General features: G+C 48.2%; 8 protein-coding genes. 7 read left to right on the top strand and 1 reads right to left on the bottom strand.

The window, feature by feature from the left end; translation table 11 throughout:
* Positions 1–321 precede the first annotated feature (321 nt).
* On the top strand, positions 322–8943 hold the full coding sequence (locus OSC7112_RS25855) for a non-ribosomal peptide synthetase (RefSeq protein WP_015178661.1): 8622 nt from the start codon (positions 322–324) through the stop codon (positions 8941–8943).
* On the opposite strand, the gene OSC7112_RS41950 is transcribed toward OSC7112_RS25855, so the two are convergent.
* Positions 8929–9051 carry a hypothetical protein gene (locus tag OSC7112_RS41950; protein ID WP_263053556.1) on the bottom strand — a complete coding sequence of 41 codons (123 nt, stop codon included), beginning with the start codon at positions 9049–9051 and terminating at the stop codon, positions 8929–8931. The genes OSC7112_RS25855 and OSC7112_RS41950 overlap by 15 nt on opposite strands.
* A 420-nt stretch (positions 9052–9471) precedes the next feature.
* Between OSC7112_RS41950 and OSC7112_RS25850 the strand changes: the two genes are divergently transcribed.
* From OSC7112_RS25850 to OSC7112_RS25825, 6 genes are all read left to right on the top strand, one after another.
* The gene (locus tag OSC7112_RS25850) at positions 9472–14160 is read left to right on the top strand and encodes a non-ribosomal peptide synthetase (protein WP_015178660.1); all 4689 of its coding nucleotides are present in this window, start codon (positions 9472–9474) and stop codon (positions 14158–14160) included.
* Between the two features lies 1 nt (position 14161).
* Positions 14162–17431, top strand: a complete 3270-nt coding sequence (locus OSC7112_RS25845) for a non-ribosomal peptide synthetase (protein ID WP_015178659.1) — start codon at positions 14162–14164, stop codon at positions 17429–17431.
* 203 nt (positions 17432–17634) lie between these two features.
* On the top strand, positions 17635–19323 hold the full coding sequence (panP, locus tag OSC7112_RS25840; RefSeq protein WP_015178658.1) for a pyridoxal-dependent aspartate 1-decarboxylase PanP: 1689 nt from the start codon (positions 17635–17637) through the stop codon (positions 19321–19323).
* Positions 19310–20854, top strand: coding sequence for a condensation domain-containing protein (locus tag OSC7112_RS25835; RefSeq protein ID WP_015178657.1), 1545 nt, complete (start codon positions 19310–19312; stop codon positions 20852–20854). The genes panP and OSC7112_RS25835 overlap by 14 nt, the downstream gene beginning before the upstream one ends.
* Positions 20855–20920: 66 nt before the next feature.
* Positions 20921–21970 (top strand): TauD/TfdA family dioxygenase, encoded by a 1050-nt coding sequence (locus tag OSC7112_RS25830; RefSeq protein WP_015178656.1) that lies wholly within the window; start codon positions 20921–20923, stop codon positions 21968–21970.
* A 22-nt stretch (positions 21971–21992) separates the two neighbouring features.
* Positions 21993–25229 (top strand): non-ribosomal peptide synthetase, encoded by a 3237-nt coding sequence (locus OSC7112_RS25825; protein WP_015178655.1) that lies wholly within the window; start codon positions 21993–21995, stop codon positions 25227–25229.
* The last annotated feature ends 58 nt before the right edge of the window (positions 25230–25287 follow it).

The following is a 25287-nucleotide window of genomic DNA, read 5'->3' as shown; positions in this document are numbered from 1 at the left end:
GCAATGAGAGGAGTCAATAAACTATCTCAACTACTCTTGACAATAAATATCATCTAGCCTACTATGCTTAAAGTCGATAGCCGTAAAGCCCATGAAGCTGATATCGAAGCTGGCTCGGACTGAAATCGCCCCGGAGCCATTGCCGAACAGCGCGATCGACCACAAAACGTGAAAACAAGCGCTAATACCCGGATTGAAAACTCAAACGCGCTGATGGGAGACTCGTAACGCCCGACAACTATTCACAGAAAGTCTATGTGGAAAGGATTTGGCGGAACTGGTTGGCGTACTGCAAACAAGATTTATAGGTAAAAAGAATCGATGAGTGACGCAAGCATTAAGGGAAACCAACTCACCGAAAGTTGTACCAATTTAGTAGAACTCCTACAACACAGAGCGTTACACCAACCAGAGCAGAAATATACATTTCTGTTAGACGGAAAAACTGAAACCGCCAGTTTGACTTATCGAGAGTTAGATGCGATCGCCCGATCGCACGCCGTGCGGCTTCAGACATTGGGAGTCGCTGGCGAACGAGCCTTACTGCTTTTCCCGCCAGGATTGGACTATCTCGCCGCCTTTTTCGGATGCTTGTACGCCAAAGCGATCGCGGTTCCCCTCTATCCGCCGAAGCTGAAACGGAATTTAGCGAAAATTAGCGCGATCGCCAAAGACGCAGGAGCAACAGTTGCGATCGCTCCCGCGCGACACCTGGAAAATTTAGAACAGCTATGCGAGCAAGCGCCGGAACTCAAAGGGCTGCACTGGCTGAGTGCAGAGATGCTTGCCGGTGACGGCGAAAAGTGGCAGCAGCCACCCATCCATCCCGACGAAGTAGCTTATCTTCAGTACACTTCCGGCTCCACCTCCACCCCCAAAGGCGTCATGGTGAGCCACGCCAACGTTTTGTACAACATAGAATACATTCACCGAGGCTTTGACCACGATGCCGAAAGCGTTGCGGTAACGTGGCTTCCCCACTTTCACGACATGGGGTTAATTGACGGATTGCTCAAACCTTTGTATCTGGGAATTCCCTGTTACTTCATGCCGCCAGCCGCGTTTATTCAGAACCCGATGTGCTGGCTGGAAGCAATTTCGCGCTACAAAGCTACCCACAGCGGCGGGCCAAATTTTGCTTACGACTTGTGTGCTAGCAAAATAAGCAAAATCTTGGGCGATGGCCAAAAAACCCTGGATTTGAGCAGTTGGCGCGTGGCCTATAACGGCGCAGAACCCATCCACAAAGAAACCCTAGAGCGATTTACCAAAGCTTTTGAGCCCTGCGGTTTTCAGGCGGATGCCTTTTGTCCTGCTTACGGAATGGCAGAAACCACGCTAAAAATTGCCACGGTTCGCAGCGGGGAAACACCGACTTTCTTACCAGTAAAAACAGCGGCGCTGGAAAACGATCGCATTGTAGAAGTTGTCGGAGGCGAGGGGGGCGCGAGAACTTTAGTCGGCTGCGGTTTCCCTGAATTTGGCACTCTAGTTGCGATCGTCAATCCCGAAACTCTGACGCAATGCCAGCCGCAGGAAGTCGGAGAAATTTGGGTAGCTGGCGAAACAGTGGCGCGAGGCTATTGGAATCGCCCAGAAGAGACAGAAAAAACCTTCCAAGCATATCTTTCAGATACCAGGGAAGGGCCATTTTTGCGAACAGGAGATTTAGGCTTTTTGCGCGAGGGAGAACTGTTTATTACAGGGCGGCTTAAAGATTTAATTATCATCCGAGGTCGCAATCTTTACCCCCAAGATATAGAAAGAACGGCAGAGCGCAGCCATCCCAGTTTGCGGCCGGGGGCGATCGCAGCATTCTCGGTGGAAGTCGCAGGCGAAGAACAGCTCGTTATCGTGCCAGAATTACAATCTCGCAAAGCGCCGGATCATGCCGAGGAAATTATCAGCGCCATCCGCGATCGCATTGTTCGAGAATATGAAGTGCAAGTTTATGGAGTAGTGCTGATTAAGCCCGGAAGCATTCCGAAAACTACCAGCGGTAAAATTCAACGCCGCGCCGCCTGTGCTGACTTTCTAGCTGACAATTTGGAAGTTGTCGCCAGTAGCGTTTTAGAGTTAGCTGATTCGGTGGAAATCGACAATCAACTCACGCGAGAAAATCTGCTGGCAGCAGAGTTAGAAGAACGGCAGTCGCTGCTTGAGGCATACCTTTGGCAGCAGGTAAACCGCCGGGGAATGAATTCCCCGGCTAATAGCCAAAGTCGGCTAAAGCCGACTGAAGAGGAATCTTCAATCCACTGCAGTGCCAGCGGGAAAACACAAGATATTATCGATCGACCGCTCAGTAGCTTTGGACTAGATTCTTTAAGAATGTTTGAGTTAAAAAATCAAATAGAGAGTGACTTGGGCGTTACTGTATCGGTTGCCGATTTGTTTGAGGATAGGAGCATTGCTCGACTGGCAGTGCAAATTCTAGAGCAACTAACAGGAAATACCGCAGCAGCCGTCCCAAGGCCAGTTTCTCGATCGCGCCATCTTCCCCTATCTTTTGCCCAAGAGCGCTTGTGGTTCTTCGACCAATTGGAACCGGGAAACCTCTTCTACAACCTCTGCGGTGCGGTTCGGGTGACGGGGCAACTCAATGCAGAAGCACTCAGGCAAAGTATTGAGAAAATTATCGAGCGGCACGAGATTTTAAGAACTGCGTTTGCTGGTGGAGAAAAAGAACAGATACAAGTTATTTTTGATGCGAAAAATTTCCCATTACCGCTGATAGATTTGAGCCATTGCTCCCCGGAGGAATGTGAAAAAGAAGCGCAAAAACTGTCTGTTGAAGCAGCGCGATCGCCCTTTGATTTAACTCAACCAAATCTGCTCCGTGCAAAGCTTCTGCGCCTGTCAGAAACAGAACATACTCTGCTATTATCCGCCCACCATATCATTTTTGATGGGTGGTCTCTGGGCGTATTTTTACGGGAACTAGCGGCATTTTATGAAAATTTTACTAATAATAATTTAGCCTCGATTCCACCGCTGCCAATTCAGTATGCAGACTTTGCAACTTGGCAGCGCCAACAAATGCAGGGAGAAATATTACAAACTCAACTTACTTACTGGAAGCAGCAGTTAAGTGGCAGCGCAGCGGTTCTAAATTTACCCACCGACTTTTCTCGTCCCGCTGTTCAAAGTTACAAGGGAGGTCGGCAATTATTTGAATTGCCAGAGCGGTTAACCGAGGCAATTAGGCAATTGAGTCGCCGGGAAAAAACCACTGTATTTATGACATTGCTGGCAGCATTCAATACGCTGCTTTACCGCTACACGGGGCAAGAAGATATCCTCGTCGGTTCACCAATTGCCAGCCGCAACAGCAGCGAAACCGAATCATTAATTGGATTTTTTGTCAATACTTTAGTCCTGCGATCTGACTTAACCGGAAATCCCACTTTTCGAGAGTTGCTGAGTCGAGTGCGAGAGGTTGCATTAGGCGCTTACGCGCATCAAGATGTACCGTTTGAGAAGTTGGTAGAAGAATTGCAGCCGAATCGAGATTTAAGTCACTCGCCTTTATTTCAGGTGATGTTTGCCTTTCAAAATGCCTCTGAATTCGCCTTAGAATTGCCTGGTTTAAGCCTGAACTGCCAACAGGTTCACAGCGGCACAGCCAATTTCGATTTAACGCTGGAATTAGAAGCGACAGCAACAGGTATTAGAGGGTGGTTTGAATATAGTCTAGACTTGTTTGAAGTTGCTACAATCGCGCGAATGGCAACGCACTTTCACAACTTATTAGAAGGCATAGTTGCGAATCCCGCCGCGCGTTTATCAGATTTGCCCATGCTTGCAGAAACAGAGCGCCAGCAAATTATATTTGAGTGGAATAATACTCAAACAAATAACTTTCAAAATGCCTGCATTCATCGCTTATTTGAAGCGCAAGTGGCGAAAACACCTGATGCAGTTGCGGTGCAATTTGAATGCCAAAGTTTGACCTACCGAGAACTGAACGATCGCGCGAATCAACTTGCCCATTACTTGCACTCTTTCGGCGTAAAACCAGATGGGATAGTCGGCGTTTATCTGGAGCGATCGCTCGATGCGATCGTCGGGATTTTAGGCGTATTAAAAGCAGGTGGCGCTTATTTGCCCCTCGACCCCATCTATGCTAAAGAACGCCTCGCCTTCATGTTAGAAGACGCTGGAGTTAGGGTATTGCTAACGCAAGCAGAATTAAAAGCAGAAATGCCAGCCCAAAATAATATTTCTGTGATTTGCTTGGATGCAGAATGGCAGACGATCGCTCAACAAAATAAGTCAAATCCCGATCGCGCCGTTGGACCCGAAAACCTAGCTTATATCATCTATACATCCGGGTCAACCGGCAAGCCAAAGGGAGTGATGGTGCAGCATCAATCTTTGGCGAATTATACGCAGGCTGCAAGTGTCGAATATGGAATTAAAGCAGGCGATCGCATTCTGCAATTTGCTTCCCTCAGCTTCGACGCCAGCGCCGAAGAAATCTATCCCTGTTTAACGCAAGGTGCCACCTTGGTACTGCGCGGAAATTCCATGTTAGACAGCATTTCTTCCTTCCTGCAAAAATGCCGGGAATGGCAAATCACCGTCTTAGATTTGCCGACAGCTTACTGGCGCGAATTAACGGCCAGACTCAGCACCGAAAAAGCAGAATTTCCCCCATCAGTGCGCTTGACAATTATTGGCGGAGAAACCGCACTTTCAGCATCCCTGAATCAGTGGCAAAAGTGCGTATCAGAAAAAGTGCGGCTCGTCAATACTTACGGCCCCACAGAAACAACAATTGTCGCCACGTGGTGCGATTCTCTCCCCTCTGCGCCCTCTGCGCCCTCTGCGGTTAAAAACTCCGCAAAAACCTTGCCGATCGGTCGTCCAATTCCAAATGCCCGCACCTATGTACTCGATGCTAATTTGCAACCCGTTCCGATCGGAGTCCCAGGCGAACTTTATATCGGAGGTGCGGGCGTTTCCAGAGGATATATCAACCGTTCGGATCTGAATCGAGAAAAATTTATTCCCGATCCTTTTAGCAGCAAACAAGGCGTTTGCCTTTACAAAACAGGCGATTTAGTCCGCTATCTCCCCGACGGCAATTTAGAATTTCTCGATCGCACCGATCGCCAAGTGAAAATTCGCGGTTTCCGCATAGAGTTAGGAGAAATCGAATCCGCACTCAGCCAACATCCAGACGTGCAAGAAGCAGTAATTCTCGCGCGCGAGGAAGATTCAGGCGACAAGCGCTTAATCGCCTACCTCGTTTTAAACTCAGCAGTCAGCATTGGCGACTCTGCACCGATCAAAAATCTGCGCTCTTTTCTCCGGGAACAACTGCCAGATTATATGGTTCCTGCCAGTTTCATGTTTTTAGAAGCGATGCCATTAACGCCAAACGGCAAGGTAGATTTCAAAGCCCTTCCCGCACCGGAAACCAACAGTTCAGAGGCAGATTTTATCGCTCCTGAGACTTTAGAAGAACAAGTATTAGCTGATATTTGGGCTGAGATTCTCGGCTTAAAACAAGTGGGAATCAATGACAATTTCTTCGAGTTGGGAGGTCACTCTTTGCTGGCAACTCAACTGATTGCCAAAGTGCGCGATCGCTTTCAAGTCGAGCTATCGCTGCGCTGTCTGTTTCAATCCCCCACCGTCGCCAGTCTAGCAGCGACGATCGCGAAAACTAAAAGCGAGCCAGATCGAGAACCTATTAAATTACTGCCGACAATCGCCCCCGATCCTCAAAATCGCTACAAACCATTTCCGCTCAATGAAATGCAGCAGGCGTACTGGATCGGCCGAAATAGCTTCTTTGAAATGGGCAATGTTGCCATTCACGGCTATGTAGAAATTGACAGCGACGAGTTAGATTTAGAGCGGTTTAGCCTCGCGTGGCAGCGAGTTGTACAGCGTCACGATATGCTGCGGGCGATCGTACTTCCGAACGGACAGCAGCAAATTCTGGAAAACGTGCCCGCTTATAAAATTGAGGTTTTGGATTTGCGATCGCTCGATCCAGAGGTTGCGGGTGAAAAACTCGAAGCAATTCGCGATCGCCTTTCCCACCAAGTGCTGCCGCTCGATCGCTGGCCGCTGTTCGAGATTTGCGCTTCTAAAATTAATCAGCGCCGCATCCGCCTGCACATCAGCATTGACGCCTTGTGCATAGACGGCTGGAGTTTTCAAATTTTGTTTGGCGATTTGGTCAAGTTTTACCGCAATCCCAATACTGCGATCTCACCCTTGCAACTATCTTTCCGCGATTGCGTTTTAGCCGCGATTGCCTTAGAAAACTCCCCACTTTTCCAGCAATCCTTAGATTACTGGCGAACTCGCCTCAAAACCCTGCCGCCAGCGCCGGAATTGCCCCTCGCCAAACACCCGAATTCCTTAACGCAGCCGCGATTTAAACGCTGGAGCGATCGCTTAGACTTGCAAACCTGGCAGCGCCTCAAAACGCGCACAGCTCGCGCCAGCCTCACTCCTACGGGTTTATTGCTGGCAGCCTATGCAGAGGTTCTGTCTCTGTGGAGCAAAACGCCTCGGTTTACCCTCAACGTGCCGCGCTTTAATCGGTTGCCTTTGCATCCTCAAGTTGAGGAAATTATCGGAGAATTTGCGTCATTTACTCTGCTAGAAATAGATAACTCCAAGCGAGAGAGTTTTGAAGTACGAGCCAAGCGATTGCAAGAACAGCTTTGGCAAGATTTAGAACACCAATATGTCAGCGGCGTGCGGGTTTTGCGAGAACTCGCTCAAGCGCAAGGTACAACCGCAGCGCTAATGCCAGTCGTGTTTACGATCGATCCGCAAAACGCGCCTGGGGAAGATTCCTCTATCTTTTCACTCATTCAAGAATTGGGAGAATTGGTACACATTATCGGTCAAACTCCGCAAGTTTGGATAGACGCGCAATTTACCGAAACCGCCCAGGGGCTGTCTTTTAGCTGGGATGCGGTGGAAGAACTCTTCCCGCCAGGGATGATTGACGAGATGTTTGACGCCTATTGTCGCCTGTTGCAGCGCCTCGCTAACGAGGAGGAAACTTGGCAGGAAACCGTGTCGTTTCAGCAAGCTTTTGCTAACAGCATTGAAGCACCGATTCCCGATGGATTGCTGCACGAGTTGTTTGCTCAGAAAGTCGCCTTGCGATCGCACGAACCCGCCGTCATTACGCGCGATCGTATCCTCACCTACGAAGAGCTCTATCGGCGAGCGAATCAAGTCGGTCATCGCTTGCGAAATCTCGGAGTTCGCCCTAATCAATTGGTTGCCGTTGTCATGGAGAAAGGATGGGAGCAAATCGTCGCTGTCCTGGGAATTCTAGCCTCTGGAGCCGCTTATTTGCCCGTAGATGCGGCGCTGCCAAAAGAGCGGATTTGGTATTTGCTGGAAAATGGCGAAGTTGAGATTGTTTTGACGCAATCTCAGTTAAATCAACGCTTGGAATGGCCGGAAAATGTGCGGCGAATTTGTCTTGATACTGAGGAATTAGCAACAGAAAGCGGCGAAGCTTTGGAATCAGTGCAGGAGGCGGAAGATTTAGCTTATGTGATTTATACTTCTGGCTCAACTGGCTTGCCGAAAGGCGTGGCGATCGCGCACCGAGGTGCAGTCAATGCGATCGCTCAGACCAATCAAGTGTTTGATGTGGCCGAGGGCGATCGCGCGATCGCAGTCACCGCACTGCACCACGATATGTCGGTTTACGATATCTTCGGCATCCTAGCAGCCGGAGGAGCGATCGTCATTCCCGATGCCGCCCAACGGCTAGACCCCGATCACTGGGCGCAATTGATGGTAAAAGAGCGCGTCACCATTTGGAACTCGGTTCCCCCGATGATGGAAATGCTGCTCGATTACGCTGCCGGACGTTCTGAGGTGTTGCCGGAGTGCTTGCGCTGGGCGTTTCTCGGCGGAGATTGGATTCCAGTAACGCTGCCCCAGAGGTTAAGTGCGATCGTCAAAAAATGTCGCGTTGTCAGCGTCGGCGGGCCAACTGAAACCACTCTCTGGAACATTTGGTATCCGGTAGAAACTGTTGACCCTTCTTGGAAAAGCATTCCCTACGGATCGCCGATCGCCAATACACGCTATTACATTTTGAATGAAAGGTTGGAAGACTGTCCCGTCTGGGTTGCCGGCGAGATGTGCTGTGCCGGAGTTGGACTGACAAAAGGATACTGGCGGAATGAAGAAAAAACTCGCGCCAGTTGCCTCACGCACCCCGTCACGGGCGATCGCTTGTACCGAACGGGAGATTTAGGGCGCTTCCTCCCTGACGGCAATATCGAATTTTTAGGACGAGAAGATTTCCGCCTTAAAATTCGAGGATTCCGCATCGAAGCAGGAGAAATTGAAGCTGCTTTGAACGAGCACCCAGCAGTCAAAGCATCCATTGTCACCGCATTCGGAGAAAATCACAGTCAAAAGCGCTTAGTAGGGTATATCGTTCCCCAACAAAAGGCTGCCCCTGCGGTTGAAGAATTGCGCCAATTCCTGAGCGAAAAACTGCCCGATTATATGGTGCCTTCTGCATTTATAGTTCTGGACGCGCTGCCACTTTCGGCGAACGGCAAAGTTAACCGCAAGGCACTGCCAGAACCGGATGCCGCCATTCCAGAAGAAAAGATTTTTGTCGCACCGCGCACCCCTATTGAGGCAATGTTAGCGATAATTTGCTGTGAGGTTCTCGGCATCGAACAGTTAAGCATTACCGATAACTTTTTTGAACTTGGAGGAAATTCGCTGCTGGCAATTCAATTAGCAGCCAAGGTACGAGAATATTGTCAGATAGAATTGCCTTTGTGTGATATTTTTGCAGGACGATCGCTCGCCGTACTTGCCGAAAATATTTCTGAAGCCAAAAATAAAAATGCGGTCGTTGAAGAACCCGCGATCGCGCCTGTTTCGCGATCGGCGTACCGCAGGTCACTGTCATCTTTGCAATAAGTGATGAGTCGCGGGCGATCGGCCGATCGCCCATAAGTAATCCCCAATTATCGGCTGCAATCCTCTATTCCCAATTGCCAATTCCCAATTATCAGTTACCAATCCCATGACCGAAAATTTCTTGATGCTACAAGCCCCCTGATTTATCCGTGGAATCAATCGAAAGCATCTCAAATCTAAAATCCTCAATAAAGAGACTCGATCCGTGGGGTCAATCCAAAATCTAAAATCTAAAATCTCAAATCAAAAATCCCATGACCGAGAATTTCAAAGGTGGTAAAAGCCCCCTGATTTATCCGTGAAATCAATCCAAAATCTCAAATCTAAAATCCTCAAGAAAGAGACTCGATCCGTGGAGTCATATCATGTCCGATCGATTGACCATAATATCCCGGCCGGGCGGGTTTTTGAGATTGGAGATTGTTGGCAGATATTATTGGTGAACCCGCCCCTACCTGATGAAGGGTAATCGAACGGACATGATATCAATCCAAAATCTAAAATCCAAAATCTAAAATCTAAAATCCCATGACGGTGCATTTTTCCGAAAAACCTCCAACAGATACTCGCGACTCTGCGAATGCTTCCGAAGAAGAAGTATTTGCATTTCCCACCTCTTTTGCCCAGCAAAGACTGTGGTTTATTGACCAATTGGAACCGGGAAACCCTTTTTACAACCTGCCGGCGGCTGTGTTACTCAAAGGCAGGCTAAATGTAATAGTGCTAGAACGAAGTTTCAAGGAAATTGTGCGCCGTCACGAAGCTTTGCGGACGACATTTGCCACTGCAGACGGTCAACCCGTGCAGGTAATTCGTCAGCAATTTAATTTCGGGCTGCAAGTTTTAAATCTGCAACAATTGGCGGAAACTGAGCGAGAAGAAAAAGTAAAACAACTGGCGGCCGAAGAAGCTAGCAAACCTTTTGACCTAACCAAAGGGCCGCTGTTGCGAGCTAGTTTGCTACAGTTAGATGCTGAGGAATATGTCTTGCTGCTGACGCTACACCACATTATTTTTGATGGCTGGTCGATCGGAGTCTTTCTGCAAGAATTAGCAGCACTTTACGAAGCCTTTTCGATTGGCAAACCATCCCCACTTCCCGAACTCCCCATACAGTACGCCGATTTTGCTATTTGGCAGCGGGAATGGCTTGCGGGCAATCGCTTGCAAACTCAACTTAACTACTGGAAAAAGCAGCTAAGCGGCGCTCCCCCCTTGCTGGAATTGCCAGCCGATCGCCCCCGTCCCCCGGTGCAAACCTATCGGGGCGCGAAAGAATCATTCCTCATCCCCAAAACGCTAACGGCAGCCCTCAAAAAGCTCAGCCGCCAGGAAAATGCCACCCTGTTTATGACGCTGCTAGCAGCCTTTAAAACGCTGCTCTACCGCTATACAGGACAGGCAGATATCCCCGTTGGCTCTCCCATTGCCAACCGCAACAGAGCGGAAATTCAAGGGCTAATCGGGTTTTTTGTCAATACTTTGGTATTGCGAACTGATTTGTCAGGCGATCGCACTTTTCGGCAGTTGCTCGATCGCATTCGGGAGGTGAGTTTAGAAGCTTACGCTCACCAGGATTTGCCGTTTGAGAAACTGGTTGAAGAGTTGCAACCCGATCGCAATTTGAGCTACAATCCACTGTTCCAAGTTGCTTTTGTGTTGCAAACTGCGCCTGTTGCTGCCGAATCAATCGCCGGACTCAATCTCACTCTGTTAGATGTTGAGAATCAGACAGCAAAAGTTGATTTAACGCTGTATTTAGAAGAAAAGCAGGAAGAAATTAGCGGTCAGTTTGAATACAGTACGGATTTATTTGATGCGGTCACTATTAGGCGGATGGCGGGGCATTTTCTCACGTTGCTGGAGGGCATAGCTGCCAACCCCGATCGGCGGATTGAAGAGCTACCGTTGCTGGGGGAAAAAGAGCGGCATCAGTTGTTGGTAGAGTGGAATGACACCCGCGCCGATTATTCGAGCGATCGCTGCATTCATCAATTATTTGAAGCGCAGGTCGATCGAACTCCCGATGCCATTGCAGTCGTATTTGAAGACCAAAAACTCACCTACCGCGAGCTGAATGAACGAGCCAACCAACTCGCGCATTACCTGCAAAAACTCGGCGTCAAGCCAGAAGTTTTGGTGGGGATTTGTACGGGGCGATCGCTCGATACAATTGTCGGCATTCTCGGTATTCTCAAAGCCGGGGGCGCTTACGTTCCGCTCGATCCAGCCAACCCGCGCGATCGCCTCGCTTTTATACTCGAAGACGCGCAGGTAAATGTGCTGCTGACTGAGGAAAAGTTGTTGCAAACCCTTCCCAAATGCAGCGCCCAAATCCTTTGCATCGATAGGGATAAAAGTGCTTTCTCCCAACACAGCAAAGAAAATCCCGCCAGCGCCACCACTGCCGAAAATCTCGCCTATATCATCTACACTTCTGGCTCAACTGGCATCCCCAAAGGCGTTTTAGTCCCTCACTCAAACGTCGTCCGCTTGTTTGCTGCTACCCAATCTTGGTACAACTTCAACGAGCAAGATGTGTGGACGCTGTTTCACTCTTATGCCTTTGACTTCTCAGTCTGGGAAATTTGGGGCGCTTTAGTCTACGGCGGGCGACTCGCGATCGTCCCTTATTCAGTCAGCCGATCGCCCCAAGATTTTTACAGCTTGCTATGCAAAGAAAAAGTGACAGTTCTCAATCAAACTCCTTCTGCATTTTACCAGTTGATAAAAACAGAAGAATCTGTCGGAATTGGCGAAAATTTAAGCCTGCGCTTAGTAATTTTTGGCGGGGAAGCTTTAGACTTGCAAAGCTTAAAACCTTGGTTCGACCGGCACGGCGATCGGCACCCCCAACTTGTCAATATGTATGGCATTACAGAAACAACAGTCCACGTCACGTATCGGCCGCTGACTGCCGCCGATTTAAGTAAAAATGCCAGCCTTATTGGCCGTCCAATTCCTGACTTGCAAGTTTACCTGCTCGATCGCAACTGCCAACCCGTTCCGATCGGCATTCCCGGGGAAATTTACGTTGGCGGTGCTGGCGTCGCGCGGGGCTATCTCGATCGGTCAGAATTAACGGCCGATCGGTTTATTCCCAACCCCTTTAATGACAGTTTGAAAGCTCGGTTGTACAAATCGGGAGACTTAGCTCGCTATCTGCCAAATGGCGATATTGAATACTTGGGACGAATTGACCACCAAGTAAAAGTGCGCGGTTTCCGCATCGAATTGGGAGAAATTGAAGCAGCGCTAGGACAGCATCCCGATGTCGCCCGGGCTGTGGTTGTAGTGCGAGAAGATGTGCCGAGCGATCAGCGCTTGGTAGCTTATATCATTGCTAACTCAGCAACACAAAATAAGCATTCAATACTGATTCGCGAACTGCGCTGCTTTCTGAAAGAAAAATTGCCGGAATACATGATACCTGCTGCTTTCGTGACGCTGGAGACGCTGCCTTTAACAAACAACGGCAAAGTCGATCGCAAGGCACTACCTGCACCGGATCGCGATCGGCCAGAACTCGAAGAGGCATTCGCCGCGCCCAGCACGGCTATTGAGAAAATTTTGGCAGAAATTTGGGCGCAAGTATTGGGGTTAGAACAAGTGGGAATTGACGACAATTTCTTTGAATTGGGCGGCGATTCTATCCTCAGCATTCAAGTCATTTCTCAAGCCAATCGAGCGGGGTTGCGGCTCACTCCTAAACAACTGTTTCAGCACCAAACCATTGCACAGTTAGCAGCCGTCGCCGATACCGCTGAGACCCCACAATCGGAACAGGGATTAATCACTGGCGAAGTTCCTCTGACACCGATTCAGCACTGGTTTTTTGAGCAAAATCTCTCCGATCCGCACCACTGGAATCAGGCGGTGCTTTTAGAGTTGCGGCAACCTCTCGAACCTGCATTAATTGAGTCAGTTTTGCAGGAATTGCTGAAGCACCACGACGCGCTGCGCCTGCGTTTTGCGCGAGGTGAATTTGGCTGGCAGCAGGCAATTTCCCATCCAGAAAAGGTGGCTCCGTTGACCTGCATTGATTTGTCGCCGCTACCTCCAGAGGAGCGAGAAGCCGCTTTCCAAACCGCCGCTACTCAGTTGCAAGGCAGTTTGAATTTGTCAGAGGGGCCATTACTTCGCGCTGCCCTATTTGACTTCGGCAAACATCAGCCAAATCGCTTGTTATTGGTCATTCATCACTTAGCGGTTGATGGGGTTTCGTGGCGAATTTTAATTGAGGATTTCCAGACAGCTTATGGGCAGATCAGCCGCGGCGAAACAGTCGCGCTCCCGCCCAAAACAACCTCATTTAAGCAGTGGGCAGAACGCTTGCATGAGTGGGCGCGATCGCCCGAATTGCAAGCAGAGTTCGATTACTGGTTCGCCCTTTCTCACCAACCAATTTCTCGCTTGCCGGTGGATTTCCCAAACGCAGGCAATTTAGTTGCATCTGAAAAGACAGTATCCGTTGCTTTGAGTGTTGAAGAAACAAAACTGCTCTTACAAGAAGTACCTGCCGCTTACCGCACTCAAATTAATGATGTATTGCTAACTGCTTTAGCTCAAGCATTTGAACGCTGGACTGGCAATAACTCTCTTTTACTGGACTTAGAAGGTCACGGGCGCGAAGATATATTTGAAGGAGTAGATTTGTCGCGCACGATCGGCTGGTTTACCGCAGTTTTCCCCGTCCTGTTGAATTTAGAAAAACCTGCCGAGATAGGGGCGGCAATCAAATCAGTGAAAGAGCAATTGCGCGCAGTTCCAAATCGCGGTATTGGCTGCGGTGTCCTGCGATATTTAAACCGAGAAATTGCTGAAAAATTGCACAAATTGCCGCAAGCTGAGGTAAGCTTTAACTATCTCGGACAGTTTGACCAAGTGCTGCCGAAATCTTCTTTATTAATGCTGTCCTCCGAGCCTAGTGGCTCCATTCGCAGCCCGCGCGGAAATCGGCGTTACCTGCTGGAAATTAACGGATTTATTGCCAGCGGCAAGCTGCAATTAGATTGGACGTACAGCGAAAGCATTCACCGACGAGAAAGCATTGAAAATTTGGCAGCGGGCTTTATAGAATCGCTGCGATCGCTAATTCAATACTGTCAGTCCCCCGACGCAGGCGGCTGCACTCCTTCTGACTTTGCAGAGTTTAAGTGGAGCCAGTGGAGCCAGGACGATTTAGACAACATTACTGCAATTTTGGGAGATATGTAAGATGAGCAAAGGCAATATTGAAGATTTTTATCCCCTCTCTCCAGCGCAGCAGGGCATTCTCTTTCATTCCATTTACCAGCCAGAATCGGGGGTGTATTTTGGGCAATTGCTGTGCGTTTTGCGCGGTTCTCTCAATGTTTCTGCGTTTAAAAATAGTTGGCAAAAAGTGGTCGATCGCCATCCGATTTTGCGGACTTGTTTCTTGTGGGAAAAATTGAAAGAACCCGTGCAAGCGGTGCGTAAAGAGGCGGCATTATCTTGGCAGCAGATGGACTGGCGATCGCTCTCTGCGTCGGAACAACAACAGCAGCTAGAAACGTTCCTAAAAGCCGATCGCGAGCAGGGCTTTGACTTGACATCAGCTCCCTTGATTCGCATTGCGCTAGCGCAGTTAGAAGCAGATACTTTTCAGTTTATTTTGAGCCACCACCACTTAGTTTTAGATGGGTGGTCGCTGGCGATCGTCCTCAAGGAAGTTTTTGCATTTTATCAAGCAGAATGCCAGGGCGAGGAATTGCACCTCAAACGCCCTCGCCCTTATCGGGATTACATCGCGTGGCTGCACCAGCAAGATTTATCGGCGGCTGAGTCATTTTGGCGGCAAACTCTCAAAGGTTTGGCAGCTCCAACTGCGATCGCCCGGGGCAATATTGTCGCGGGAAACCGTTTAGAAAGTAGTGGCGAACAGCAGGTGATATTTTCTGCAACAGCCACCGCCGCACTGCAATCTGCCGCGCGGCAGCATCAGCTAACATTAAATACCCTCGTACAGGCAGCTTGGGCGCTACTTTTGAGCCGGTACAGCGGCGAGGAAGATGTGGTTTTTGGTACGGTTGTCTCCGGGCGGCCGCCAGAGTTAATCGGTGTTGAATCGGTAGTGGGGCTGTTCGTAAATCCTCTGCCAGTGCGCGTTAAAATTGACCCGCAGGATGGTATTTTATCCTGCTTGAAACAACTCCAAGCGCAACAATTTGAGGCGCGGCAGTACGAGTACAGCCCCCTCGTTGAGGTGCAGGGGTGGAGCGAAGTTCCTCGGAGTTTGCCTTTATTTGAGAGTTTGGTCGTTTTTGAAAATTATCCTGCGGATGCTTCTTTGCAGGAGAAGATTCAAAACTTAAAAGTAGAGAATGTTCGCTCTTTGGAAACAACGAATTATCCTCTAACGGTGATGGCAATTCCCGGTGCCCAATTGACGCTGAAAATTATTTTCGATCGCAGCCGCTTTGAGGACAGCGCGATTGTGCGGATGCTCGGACACCTGCAAACTTTACTGGAAGTAATGACTGCCAATCCTCACCAAAAACTATCGAATTTATGCTTATTGAGCGTTGCTGAACAACAACAATTACTTGTCCAGTGGAACGACACCCAAGCGGATTACCCCAAAAATTCCTCAATTCACGAATTATTTGCAGCGCAAACAGAGCGCACCCCAGATGCAGTGGCTGCAATTTGCGAAAATGAACAATTGACTTACCGCGAATTGAATGCCAAAGCCAACCAAATGGCGCATTACCTGCAATCTCTAGGTGTAAAACCCGAAGTTTTGGTGGGAATTTGCTTGGAGAGATCGCTGTCGATGCTGGTGGCCATTTTGGGCATTTTAAAAGTCGGTGCCGCTTACGTTCCTCTCGATCCTGCTTATCCCCAAGAACGCCGATCCTTCATGCTGGCAGACGCAAAAGTTCCGGTGCTTTTGACTCAAAAAAACCTCCTAGAAACCCTCCCCCAACACAGCGCAAAAGTCGTCTGTATCGACGCCGAATGGCAGGAAATTTCCCGCGAGAGCGATCGCAACCCCGCTGTTAAAGTGGAAGCTGAAAACCTCGCTTACGTCCTCTACACTTCCGGCTCGACAGGCACTCCCAAAGGCGTACTCGGCACCCACCGAGGCACAGTCAATCGCTGTTTTTGGAACCCCTACCCTTTTACTGAAGCAGATATTTGCTGTCAAAAAACGTCCTTAAATTTTGTCGATTCGGTGTGGGAAATCTTTGCTCCTTTGCTGCACGGGTTGCCAACTGTGATTATTCCCGATCGAGCCGTCAAAGATATTAACCAATTCCTTCAAACCTTATCAAAGCAAAATGTAACGCGACTGGTGCTAGTTCCTTCTTTGTTGCGCGCTATCTTAGATTCCTTCCCCGATCTAGACAGGCGTTTGCCTCAATTAAAGTATTGGATTTGCAGCGGAGAAACTCTGCCGGTGGAACTAGGCCAGCAATTTCGAGAGCAGATGCCGCAGCGGGTATTAATTAATCTTTATGGCTCTTCTGAAGTAGCTGCCGACGTGACGTGGTACAATGCAACTCACTGTGTCGAGAAAGTGCCAATCGGTCGCCCGATCGCCAACACGCAAATTTATCTGCTCGATCGCAATTTGCAACCCGTTCCCATAGGAATTCCCGGCGAGATTTACGTCGGGGGCGATGGATTGGCACAGGGCTACTTAAACCGCCCCGACTTAACCTCGGAGAAATTCATTTCTCACCCCTTTGGGCAAGAAAAATTAGATATTCTCGGTAATTCTCATCAAAAAGTTTTGTTCAAAACAGGCGATATCGGTTGTTACCTGCCGGATGGTAATATAGAATTTCTGGGCCGTGGCGATAGCCAAGTAAAAATTCGCGGTTTCCGCATCGAGCTAGGAGAAATAGAGGCAGCACTTTCTCAACATTCTTCTGTATCCACCGCTGCTGTTTTGCTTCAGGAAAATACACCGGGCAGTCAACGCCTAGTCGCTTACCTAGTTCCTAACTCAGGGTTCAGAAATCAGTCAGAACTTATTTCCGAACTGCGTTCATTCTTGAAGCACAAACTGCCCGATTACATGGTGCCTTCAGCTTTTGTGCTATTAGATGCGCTGCCGCTAACGCCCAACGGAAAAATTGACCGCCTCGCCTTATCTCAAAGGTGCGATCGCGTTTCTGATGAAACAGCCTTCACTGAGGCACAAACGCCCACAGAGGAAGAAATTGCTGAGATTTGGACTGCTCTTTTAGGGCTAGAAAAAGTAGGAACTAACCAAAACTTTTTTGACCTCGGCGGTCACTCTCTGATGGCAACGCAGTTAATATCGCGAGTGCGATCGTGCTTTGGGGTAGAGTTAGCGCTGTGCGATTTTTTTACCGCTCCCACTATTCAGAACTTAGCTGAACTAATCGAGTCAGAAATTCTGGCAAACGCCGATTCTAACCAGATAGATGAATTGCTAGACATCTTAGAAAAGAGTGATGAAGAGTCAGCACCAACTGTGATGCTTACTGAGTAAACATCGGGGGGTAAAAAAACACAAAAAGCCCTTTGTTCCTTAAGGGTTCGGTGGGGAATTGGAGATTTAAAAATCCCATTTAATATACATTCCGGTTGTATCGGAATGATTAAACCGCAGAGGACACAGAGGATACAGAGAAAGGGAAGAGAGAGATGAATACAGGACGATGCTAACGGATTTGATATAACAGGATAAATTCCATGAATAAACTAACAGTAAAAGCCAAAAATTCTCAAGATGTAATGCAGCCATTAAAAGCCTCTGTTACGCCACTTGAAGAAAAGTTGATGGAGCTATTCAGTGCCTCAGAAAAGTCATTTTTGGCCGAGGAAGCAATGGAGGAGCGAATTTCTGCCCTAGTTGAAGACTTTTTGTACGCAAAAACCGCTAGTACAGATATTGACTTAGAGTTAATTATTCAGGAGTTTACGGAAAACAAAATTCCCGCCCTTCCTGCAGATGTTGGGAATTATATCGATGATTTGGCCCAAACCCTAGTTGCTCATTCCATTCACACATCTTCCCCCCGATATATCGGTCACATGACGAGCGCACTTCCCTATTTTGTGCGCCCGATCGCGAAGCTGTTAATCGCGATGAATCAAAATTTAGTCAAGATGGAAACTGCCAAAGTTTTAACCCCCTGCGAGCGCCAGACTTTGGCAATGATGCACCGATTAATTTACGATTTTTCTGAGGATTTTTATAACCAGCACATTCAAAAAAATGACAGCACGCTCGGTATCGTGGTAACGGGCGGCACCCTAGCTAATATCACAGCCCTGTGGTGCGCTCGCAACGCTTCTTTAGGGCCAAAAAATAACTTTAGTGGCATTGAAAAAGAAGGCTTGTACGCAGCTTTAGAGTTTTACGGCTACAAGGGAATGGTGATAATCGGCTCCAGTTTGATGCACTATTCTTTTGAAAAGGCTGCCGGTTTATTAGGCATTGGCGATCGCAATCTCCTAAAAGTCCCCACCGATTCCCATCACCGCATGGATTTGGCAGCGCTGCGCCAAACTGTAGCCGAATGCCGCGATCGCAACCTGCACATTCTGGCAATTATCGGTGTTGCAGGCAGCACCGATTCGGGAAGTATCGATCCGCTTCCAGAAATAGCCGCGATCGCGCAATCCGCAAACGCTCACTTTCACGTCGATGCCGCTTGGGGCGGCCCCGTGCTTTTTTCCGAACGTCACCGGCACAAATTAGCAGGCATTCAACTAGCAGATTCCGTCACCATAGATGGACACAAACAAATGTATTTGCCAATGGGAATCGGTATGGTTTTATTCCGCAATCCCCAAATCGCGAAAGTTATTGAAAAAAACGCGCCCTACACGGTGCGAAAAGACTCCATCGATCTAGGCAAGCGCTCTCTCGAAGGCTCTCGATCGGGTGCGAGTTTGTTCTTGCAAGCCGCCTTGAATATCATCGGCCATCAAGGCTATGAGTTTTTGATAGATGCAGGCATCCATAAAACGCAGCACTTGGCCAATTTAATTCGGGAAAATCCAGCATTTGAATTGCTCCTAGAACCCGAAATTAATCTTCTTTTATACCGCTACATTCCAGAAACCTTCAGGGAAAAAGCAGCCAAAAAACAACTAACCGAAGCAGACAACTACTTCATTAATGAATTTAACGAGCGCCTTCAAGAGGCCCAGCGGCAAGCCGGCGACACCTTCGTATCGCGAACAACCGTGCAAAACACCTGTTACGGCAAAACAATTCCCATTGTTGCTTTTCGAGTCGTCCTTGCCAACCCCCTCACCACTGAAGCAGATATCAGTTTTGTTTTAAACGACCAGCTCAAAATAGCAGCAAAGCTTTCCTTAACTATCGCAAACAGCGATCGCTGCGACGAGGTGAATTATGCTGTCTACTAATCGTTCAGAACGACTGAAAAACCTCTCGCCCCAGAAGCGAGCGCTCCTCCTCAAAGCATTGGGCAAAGAGGCAGTACAGGCTGAGCAATCTAAGCGCATTCCCAGGCGATCGCAGCAAAATTATGCTCCCCTTTCTTTTGCCCAGCAACGGCTGTGGTTTCTCGATCGATTGTCTCCCGAAAACCCTGCCTACAACCTTCCTGCTGCTGTGCGTTTGCAAGGGCAGTTGAATTTGTCGGCACTGCAACAAACACTCAATGAAATTGTCAGGCGTCACGAAGTTTTACGCACTGCTTTTGCAGAAGTGGACGGGGAACCTGTTCAACTGATTTCTCCTTCCTTGGATTTCGCTTTGTCGGTGGTAAACTTGCGACATTTGCCAGAAACTGAGCAGCAAACTGAAATTGAGCAGCGTACTCTTGAAGAAGCCCAACGCCCCTTTGATTTAACGCGATCGCCCTTACTGCGGGGCACTCTGCTGCAACTTAGTCCGGCAGAATATGTGTTGCTGCTGACGATACACCACATTATTTCTGATGGTTGGTCTATGGGGGTATTGGTGCGAGAAGTAGCCGCACTTTATGAAGCTTTTTCCACTGACAAACCCTCTGGGCTGCCCGAACTTCCCGTACAGTATGCCGACTTCGCCAGTTGGCAGCGGCAGCATTTCCAGGGAGAGAAATTAGAAAAACAGCTCGCTTATTGGAAACAGCAATTGGGAGGCAATTTAGCTGTGCTGTCAACTGATAAACAGCGTTCTCCCGTGCCAACTTTCCGAGGATCGCAGCAATCTTTTGCGATTTCTGCTTCTTTAACTGAAAGGCTAAAAACGCTCTGTCAGCAACAAGATATCACCCTATTTATGACGTTATTGGCAGCATTTCAATCCTTGCTATCCTGCCAAATAAAGCAGGATAACCTCGCTATTGGCTCTCCTATTGCCAACCGCAACTTCCTGGAATTAGAGGAACTAATTGGATTTTTTGTCAATACTTTAGTGCTGCGAATTGACACGGCAGGCAATCCAACTTTCCGCGAACTACTCGGTCGAACACGCGAGGTAGCGTTAGCAGCTTACGCTCACCCGGATGTTCCTTTTGAAAAGCTCGTGGAGGAATTGCAGCCGGAGCGAAATCTCAGCTATAACCCGCTGTTTCAAGTGTGGTTTGTACTCCAAAATGCACCCATGCCACCCCTGGAGTTAGCTGGTTTGACCTCGAGCATTCTGGAATTCGATGTCGGTATGTCGAGACACGACTTAAGCCTCACTCTCTGGGAGGTTTCAGAAGGAATTCAAGGCTTATTTGAGTACAAAACAGACTTATTTGAGGCTGCGACTGTTGCCCGAATGGTGAGAGGTTGGGAAACTATTCTCAACCAAGTGGTTGCCCAGCCAGATATCAGGATCGACGACTTGGCAGAAATTATTGCCCAAGCAGAAAGGCAGCACCAAATCGAACAGGAAAAACAAATTCAGATTTCGGGAATTCAAAAATTAAAAATGGCTAAACGCCAAGTTATGAAAAGTTAGAAATAATGGCTCAATATCTCATATTTTTTCACCAAAAAAGAATCATCGCTCAGCAAAGCAAAAACTATGACAAATACAGAAACAAAGAATCTCAATTCCCAAAAGTTAGGATCGGTTAGGCGCAAAGCCGTCAGCCTGTCCTCAGAGGAATTAGTCAAAACCGCCTACCTCCAGCCCGAAAACCTTCTACCTCTAGTTGTTCAGCCAACAGTAGAAAAATTAAATCTCGCAGGTTGGGCACAGAACAATCGCTCATCAATTGAAACGCAGTTATGGAAGCATGGAGGAATACTTTTTCGAGGCTTTGAAGTCTGCGGGGTGAACGGTTTCGAGCAGTTTATTCAAACTCTTGCTGGCGACTTGTTGGAATATTCTTTTCGCTCAACTCCCCGCAGCCAAGTGAGCGGAAATATCTACACTTCTACCGAGTATCCTGCCGAGCAATTCATCCCGCTGCACAATGAAATGGCTTATTCTCGCAATTGGCCGCTGAAAATTGCTTTTTTCTGCGTCAAGAATGCCGAACAGGGAGGAGAAACTCCGATCGCTAACAGCCGCCAAGTTTTTGAAAGCCTGGATTCAAAGATTAGAGAAAAGTTTGCCCAAAAAAAGGTAATGTATGTGCGAAATTACGGCGGTGGCGTAGATTTACCCTGGCAAAATGTCTTCAATACCGATCGCAAAATTGAGGTAGAAGAGTATTGCCAAAAAGCGGGAATTGACTTAGAATGGAAAAGTGGCGATAGCTTGAGAACGCGCCAAATATGTCAAGCTGTCGCCCAGCACCCAAAAACGCAGGAAATGGTGTGGTTTAATCAAGCTCACCTCTTCCACATTTCCAATCTCGAACCCGTCGTTCGCAAAGAGCTTTTAACTTCTTTTAAGCAGGAAGATTTACCCCGCAATGCTTATTACGGCGATGGCTCGCCGATTGAAGATTTTATCTTAGACGAAATTCGTCGCTGCTATCAGCAAGCAACAACTGTTTTCCCTTGGGAAGAAGGAGATGTCTTGCTGCTAGATAATATGCTAACCGCGCACGGACGCACCCCATTTTCTGGTTCGCGTCGAGTTGTTGTCGGGATGGCAGAACCGTTTAGCTGTCAAGACATTTAGACCTATGAAAGGAACAGTAGATATGCAAAAGGAAACAATCGAAGGGTTTAGACTTTCTCCACAGCAACGGCACCTGTGGGAATTACAGCAAAATAATCCTAAACATACCTATCGCGTTCGAGGTGCAATTTTAATTACAGGAAACCTCGATCGAGAGATTCTTAAAAGTGCGCTGCAAAATGTCGTGAATCGGCACGAAATCCTGCGGACTAGCTTTCACTGCTTGCCTGGGATGACACTACCCCTGCAAGCGATCGCCTGCACTTGCGAAATTGCTGTCCTAGAACACAATTTGAGCGGTTTGTCTCCCGAAGAACAAGAAGCTAAAATCGCAGCGCTTTTTCAGCAACTAAACCTGCTTCCTTTTGATTTTGAGCGCGGCCCGCTTTGGCACATCTCTTTAGTCACTCTGGCCCCAGACAAGCACCTATTGCTGGCGAACTTCTCTGCCTTAATTGCAGATAGCGTCACCCTGAAAAATTTCACCCGCGAACTCAGTCTTTCCTACTGGGGCTGCGCCTGCGGGGAAGAGTTCTCTGATGAGTCAATGCAATATGCCGATATTGCTGAGTGGCAAAATGAGTTACTCGAATCAGAAGAAACGGCAATCGGCAAAGAATACTGGCGAAAGCTGAACCTTGAATCTTTGGATTTATTAACGCTTCCTTGGGAAAAGAAGAATTCAGAAGCGGAATTTGGGCCGCTAGTAGAAAGGGTGGAAATTCGGGGTGATTTGTTCGACAGCCTGGAAGCGATCGCCCAAAAACACCACAGCGATATTTCTACATTTCTGCTGGCTTGCTGGCAAATTCTGATTGCGCGGCTTACCAGACAGCCAAACCCGATCGTCGGCGTAACTGGAAACGCCAGGAAATATGAAGAATTAGAGCGATCGCTGGGGCTGTTGAGTACCTATTTACCACTACAATGCGACTTGCAAGACGAATTCAGTTTTGCCAAGATTTGGCGGCAAGTTGAGCTAAATCTCCAAGATATTCACACTTGGCAAGAATATTTCACCTGGGAAGAAACTCTAGAATCCGATAAAAGTAACGCTTTTTTGCCCATCTGTTTTGAGTACGAAACAAAGCCAGAGAAATATGGCGAGTCTGGCGTTTCATTTTTCCTCGATCGGCAAGATGCCTGCGTAGAACCCTTCAAACTTAAACTTTCCTGCCTTTCACGAGGCAATTGCTTAATCGCCGAGTTTCGCTACGATTCGGCTTTATTTGAAGCTGAAGATGTCAAGCGCTTGTCAGAACACTTCCAGGCTGTGTTAGAAAGTGCCTTAAAAAATCCACAAATACCCATCAGTCAATTAAATATACTGAGCGATCGCGATCGCCACCAGCTTCTAGTCGAGTTCAACCAAACCCAGAAAGATTACCCGACAGACAAGTGCGTTCACCAGCTTTTTGAAGAACAAGCAGAACGCAACCCAGATAGAATTGCCGTCGTCTTTGAAAGCGAACAAATCACCTACAGAGAACTCAACGATCGCGCCGATCGACTCGCCCGTCACCTGCAAAACTTGGGAGTTGAACCAGAGGCAATTGTCGGCATTTGCGTCGATCGCTCTTTAGAAACAATTGTGGGAATTCTGGGCATTCTCAAAGCAGGTAGCGCGTATTTACCAATAGATCCAGCAACCCCAGCAGATCGCAAGACACTCATGCTAGAAGATGCCCGAGTACAGGTGCTGCTAACGCAACAGCAACTCGCTGAAAGCTTGCCGAAAACTCAGGTAAATATTGTTTGCATCGATACAGAAATTCCCGCTGTTTCTGCATCTTACACGCCTCGCGCCTCTTCTGACAATTTAGCTTACGTCATCTATACTTCCGGTTCCACTGGCACGCCCAAGGGAGTAGCGATCGAACACCGGCAACTGCTCAATTACCTGTACGCTATTCAGGAAAGATTAAACCTGCCATCAGGTGCCAGTTTTGCCACCGTTTCCACCTTCGCGGCAGACTTAGGAAATACAGCTATTTTCCCGGCACTTTGTTCCGGTGGATGCCTCCATATAGTATCCCAGGAGCGCGCAACCGATCCAGAAGCACTGGCCCAATATTTCCGCCGCCATTCTATCGATTGCCTCAAGATTGTTCCCTCGCACCTTGCTGCTCTTTTAACTTCTTCTGTCGCCGAGTATATTTTGCCACGAAGACGGCTAATTTTAGGCGGTGAAGCTGCTAGTTGGGAGTTGATTGAAAATGTTCGTAAAATCAATCCAGATTGCCTGATTTTCAATCACTACGGGCCAACAGAAGCGACGGTGGGCGTACTCACCTATCAAGTTTATGGCGAGGAATTGAAAGGAATTTCCGAGACAGTTCCACTCGGCAGACCTATAGCAAATACCCAGATTTATCTACTGGATTCCCATTTGCAGCCAGTACCAGTAGGCGTCCCAGGGGAACTGCACATCGGCGGCCACAGTCTGGCGCGAGGCTATCTAAATCGCCCCGAATTAACCGCAGAAAAATTTATTCGCCATCCCTTTGACGCGCAGGCACATCTTTATAAAACGGGTGATTTGGCTCGTTATTTGCCAGACGGAAACATCGAATTCATCGGGCGAATTGACAGTCAAGTAAAAATCCGGGGCTTCCGCATTGAATTGGGAGAAATTGAGGCGGCGTTAGGGCAGCATCCCGATATCGCGCAGGCTGTAGTTGTGGCGCGGGAAGATGCGCCTGGTGAAAAGCGCCTCGCGGCTTATTTGGTTTCTAATCAGAAACAAGCACCAAGCAGCAGCGAACTTCGCCGTTTTTTAGGGACAAAATTGCCTGAGTACATGGTGCCTTGGGCTTTTATAACGCTCAAAAGTTTGCCTTTAACTCCTAACGGAAAGATCGATCGGCGATCGCTGCCCGCACCTGACGAAATGCGACCCGAGTTGACAGAAAACTTTGTCGCGCCTCGCACAAATATCGAGGAAGTTTTAGCCGCTATCTGGGCTGAAGTTCTCAAAATTGAAAAAGTCGGCATTTACGACAACTTTTTTGAATTAGGAGGGCATTCCCTATTAGCAACTCAAGTAATTTCCCGAGTGCGCCAAGCATTTCAGGTCGAGTTGCCTTTGCACCGTTTATTTGAGTCGGCCACTGTCGCCGATTTTGCTGTAGCGATCGCCCAAAAGCAAGCCGAACAAACAGACAGTGAAATGCTAGCGAGGGTGTTAGCAGACCTCGATCGACTGTCAGAAGCACAAATTCAGGAAATTCTCGCCCAACAAGGAGTCAATCGATTTTAGATTTTAGATTTTAGATTTTAGATTGACTTGCGCGAGATAAATGCTCTTTCTTGAGGAT

The sequence above is a fragment of the Oscillatoria nigro-viridis PCC 7112 genome (genome assembly GCF_000317475.1).
GTDB lineage: Bacteria > Cyanobacteriota > Cyanobacteriia > Cyanobacteriales > Microcoleaceae > Microcoleus > Microcoleus nigroviridis.
The sequence above is the reverse complement of the archived record's forward strand: the minus strand, read 5'-3'. Positions and strand labels throughout refer to the sequence as shown.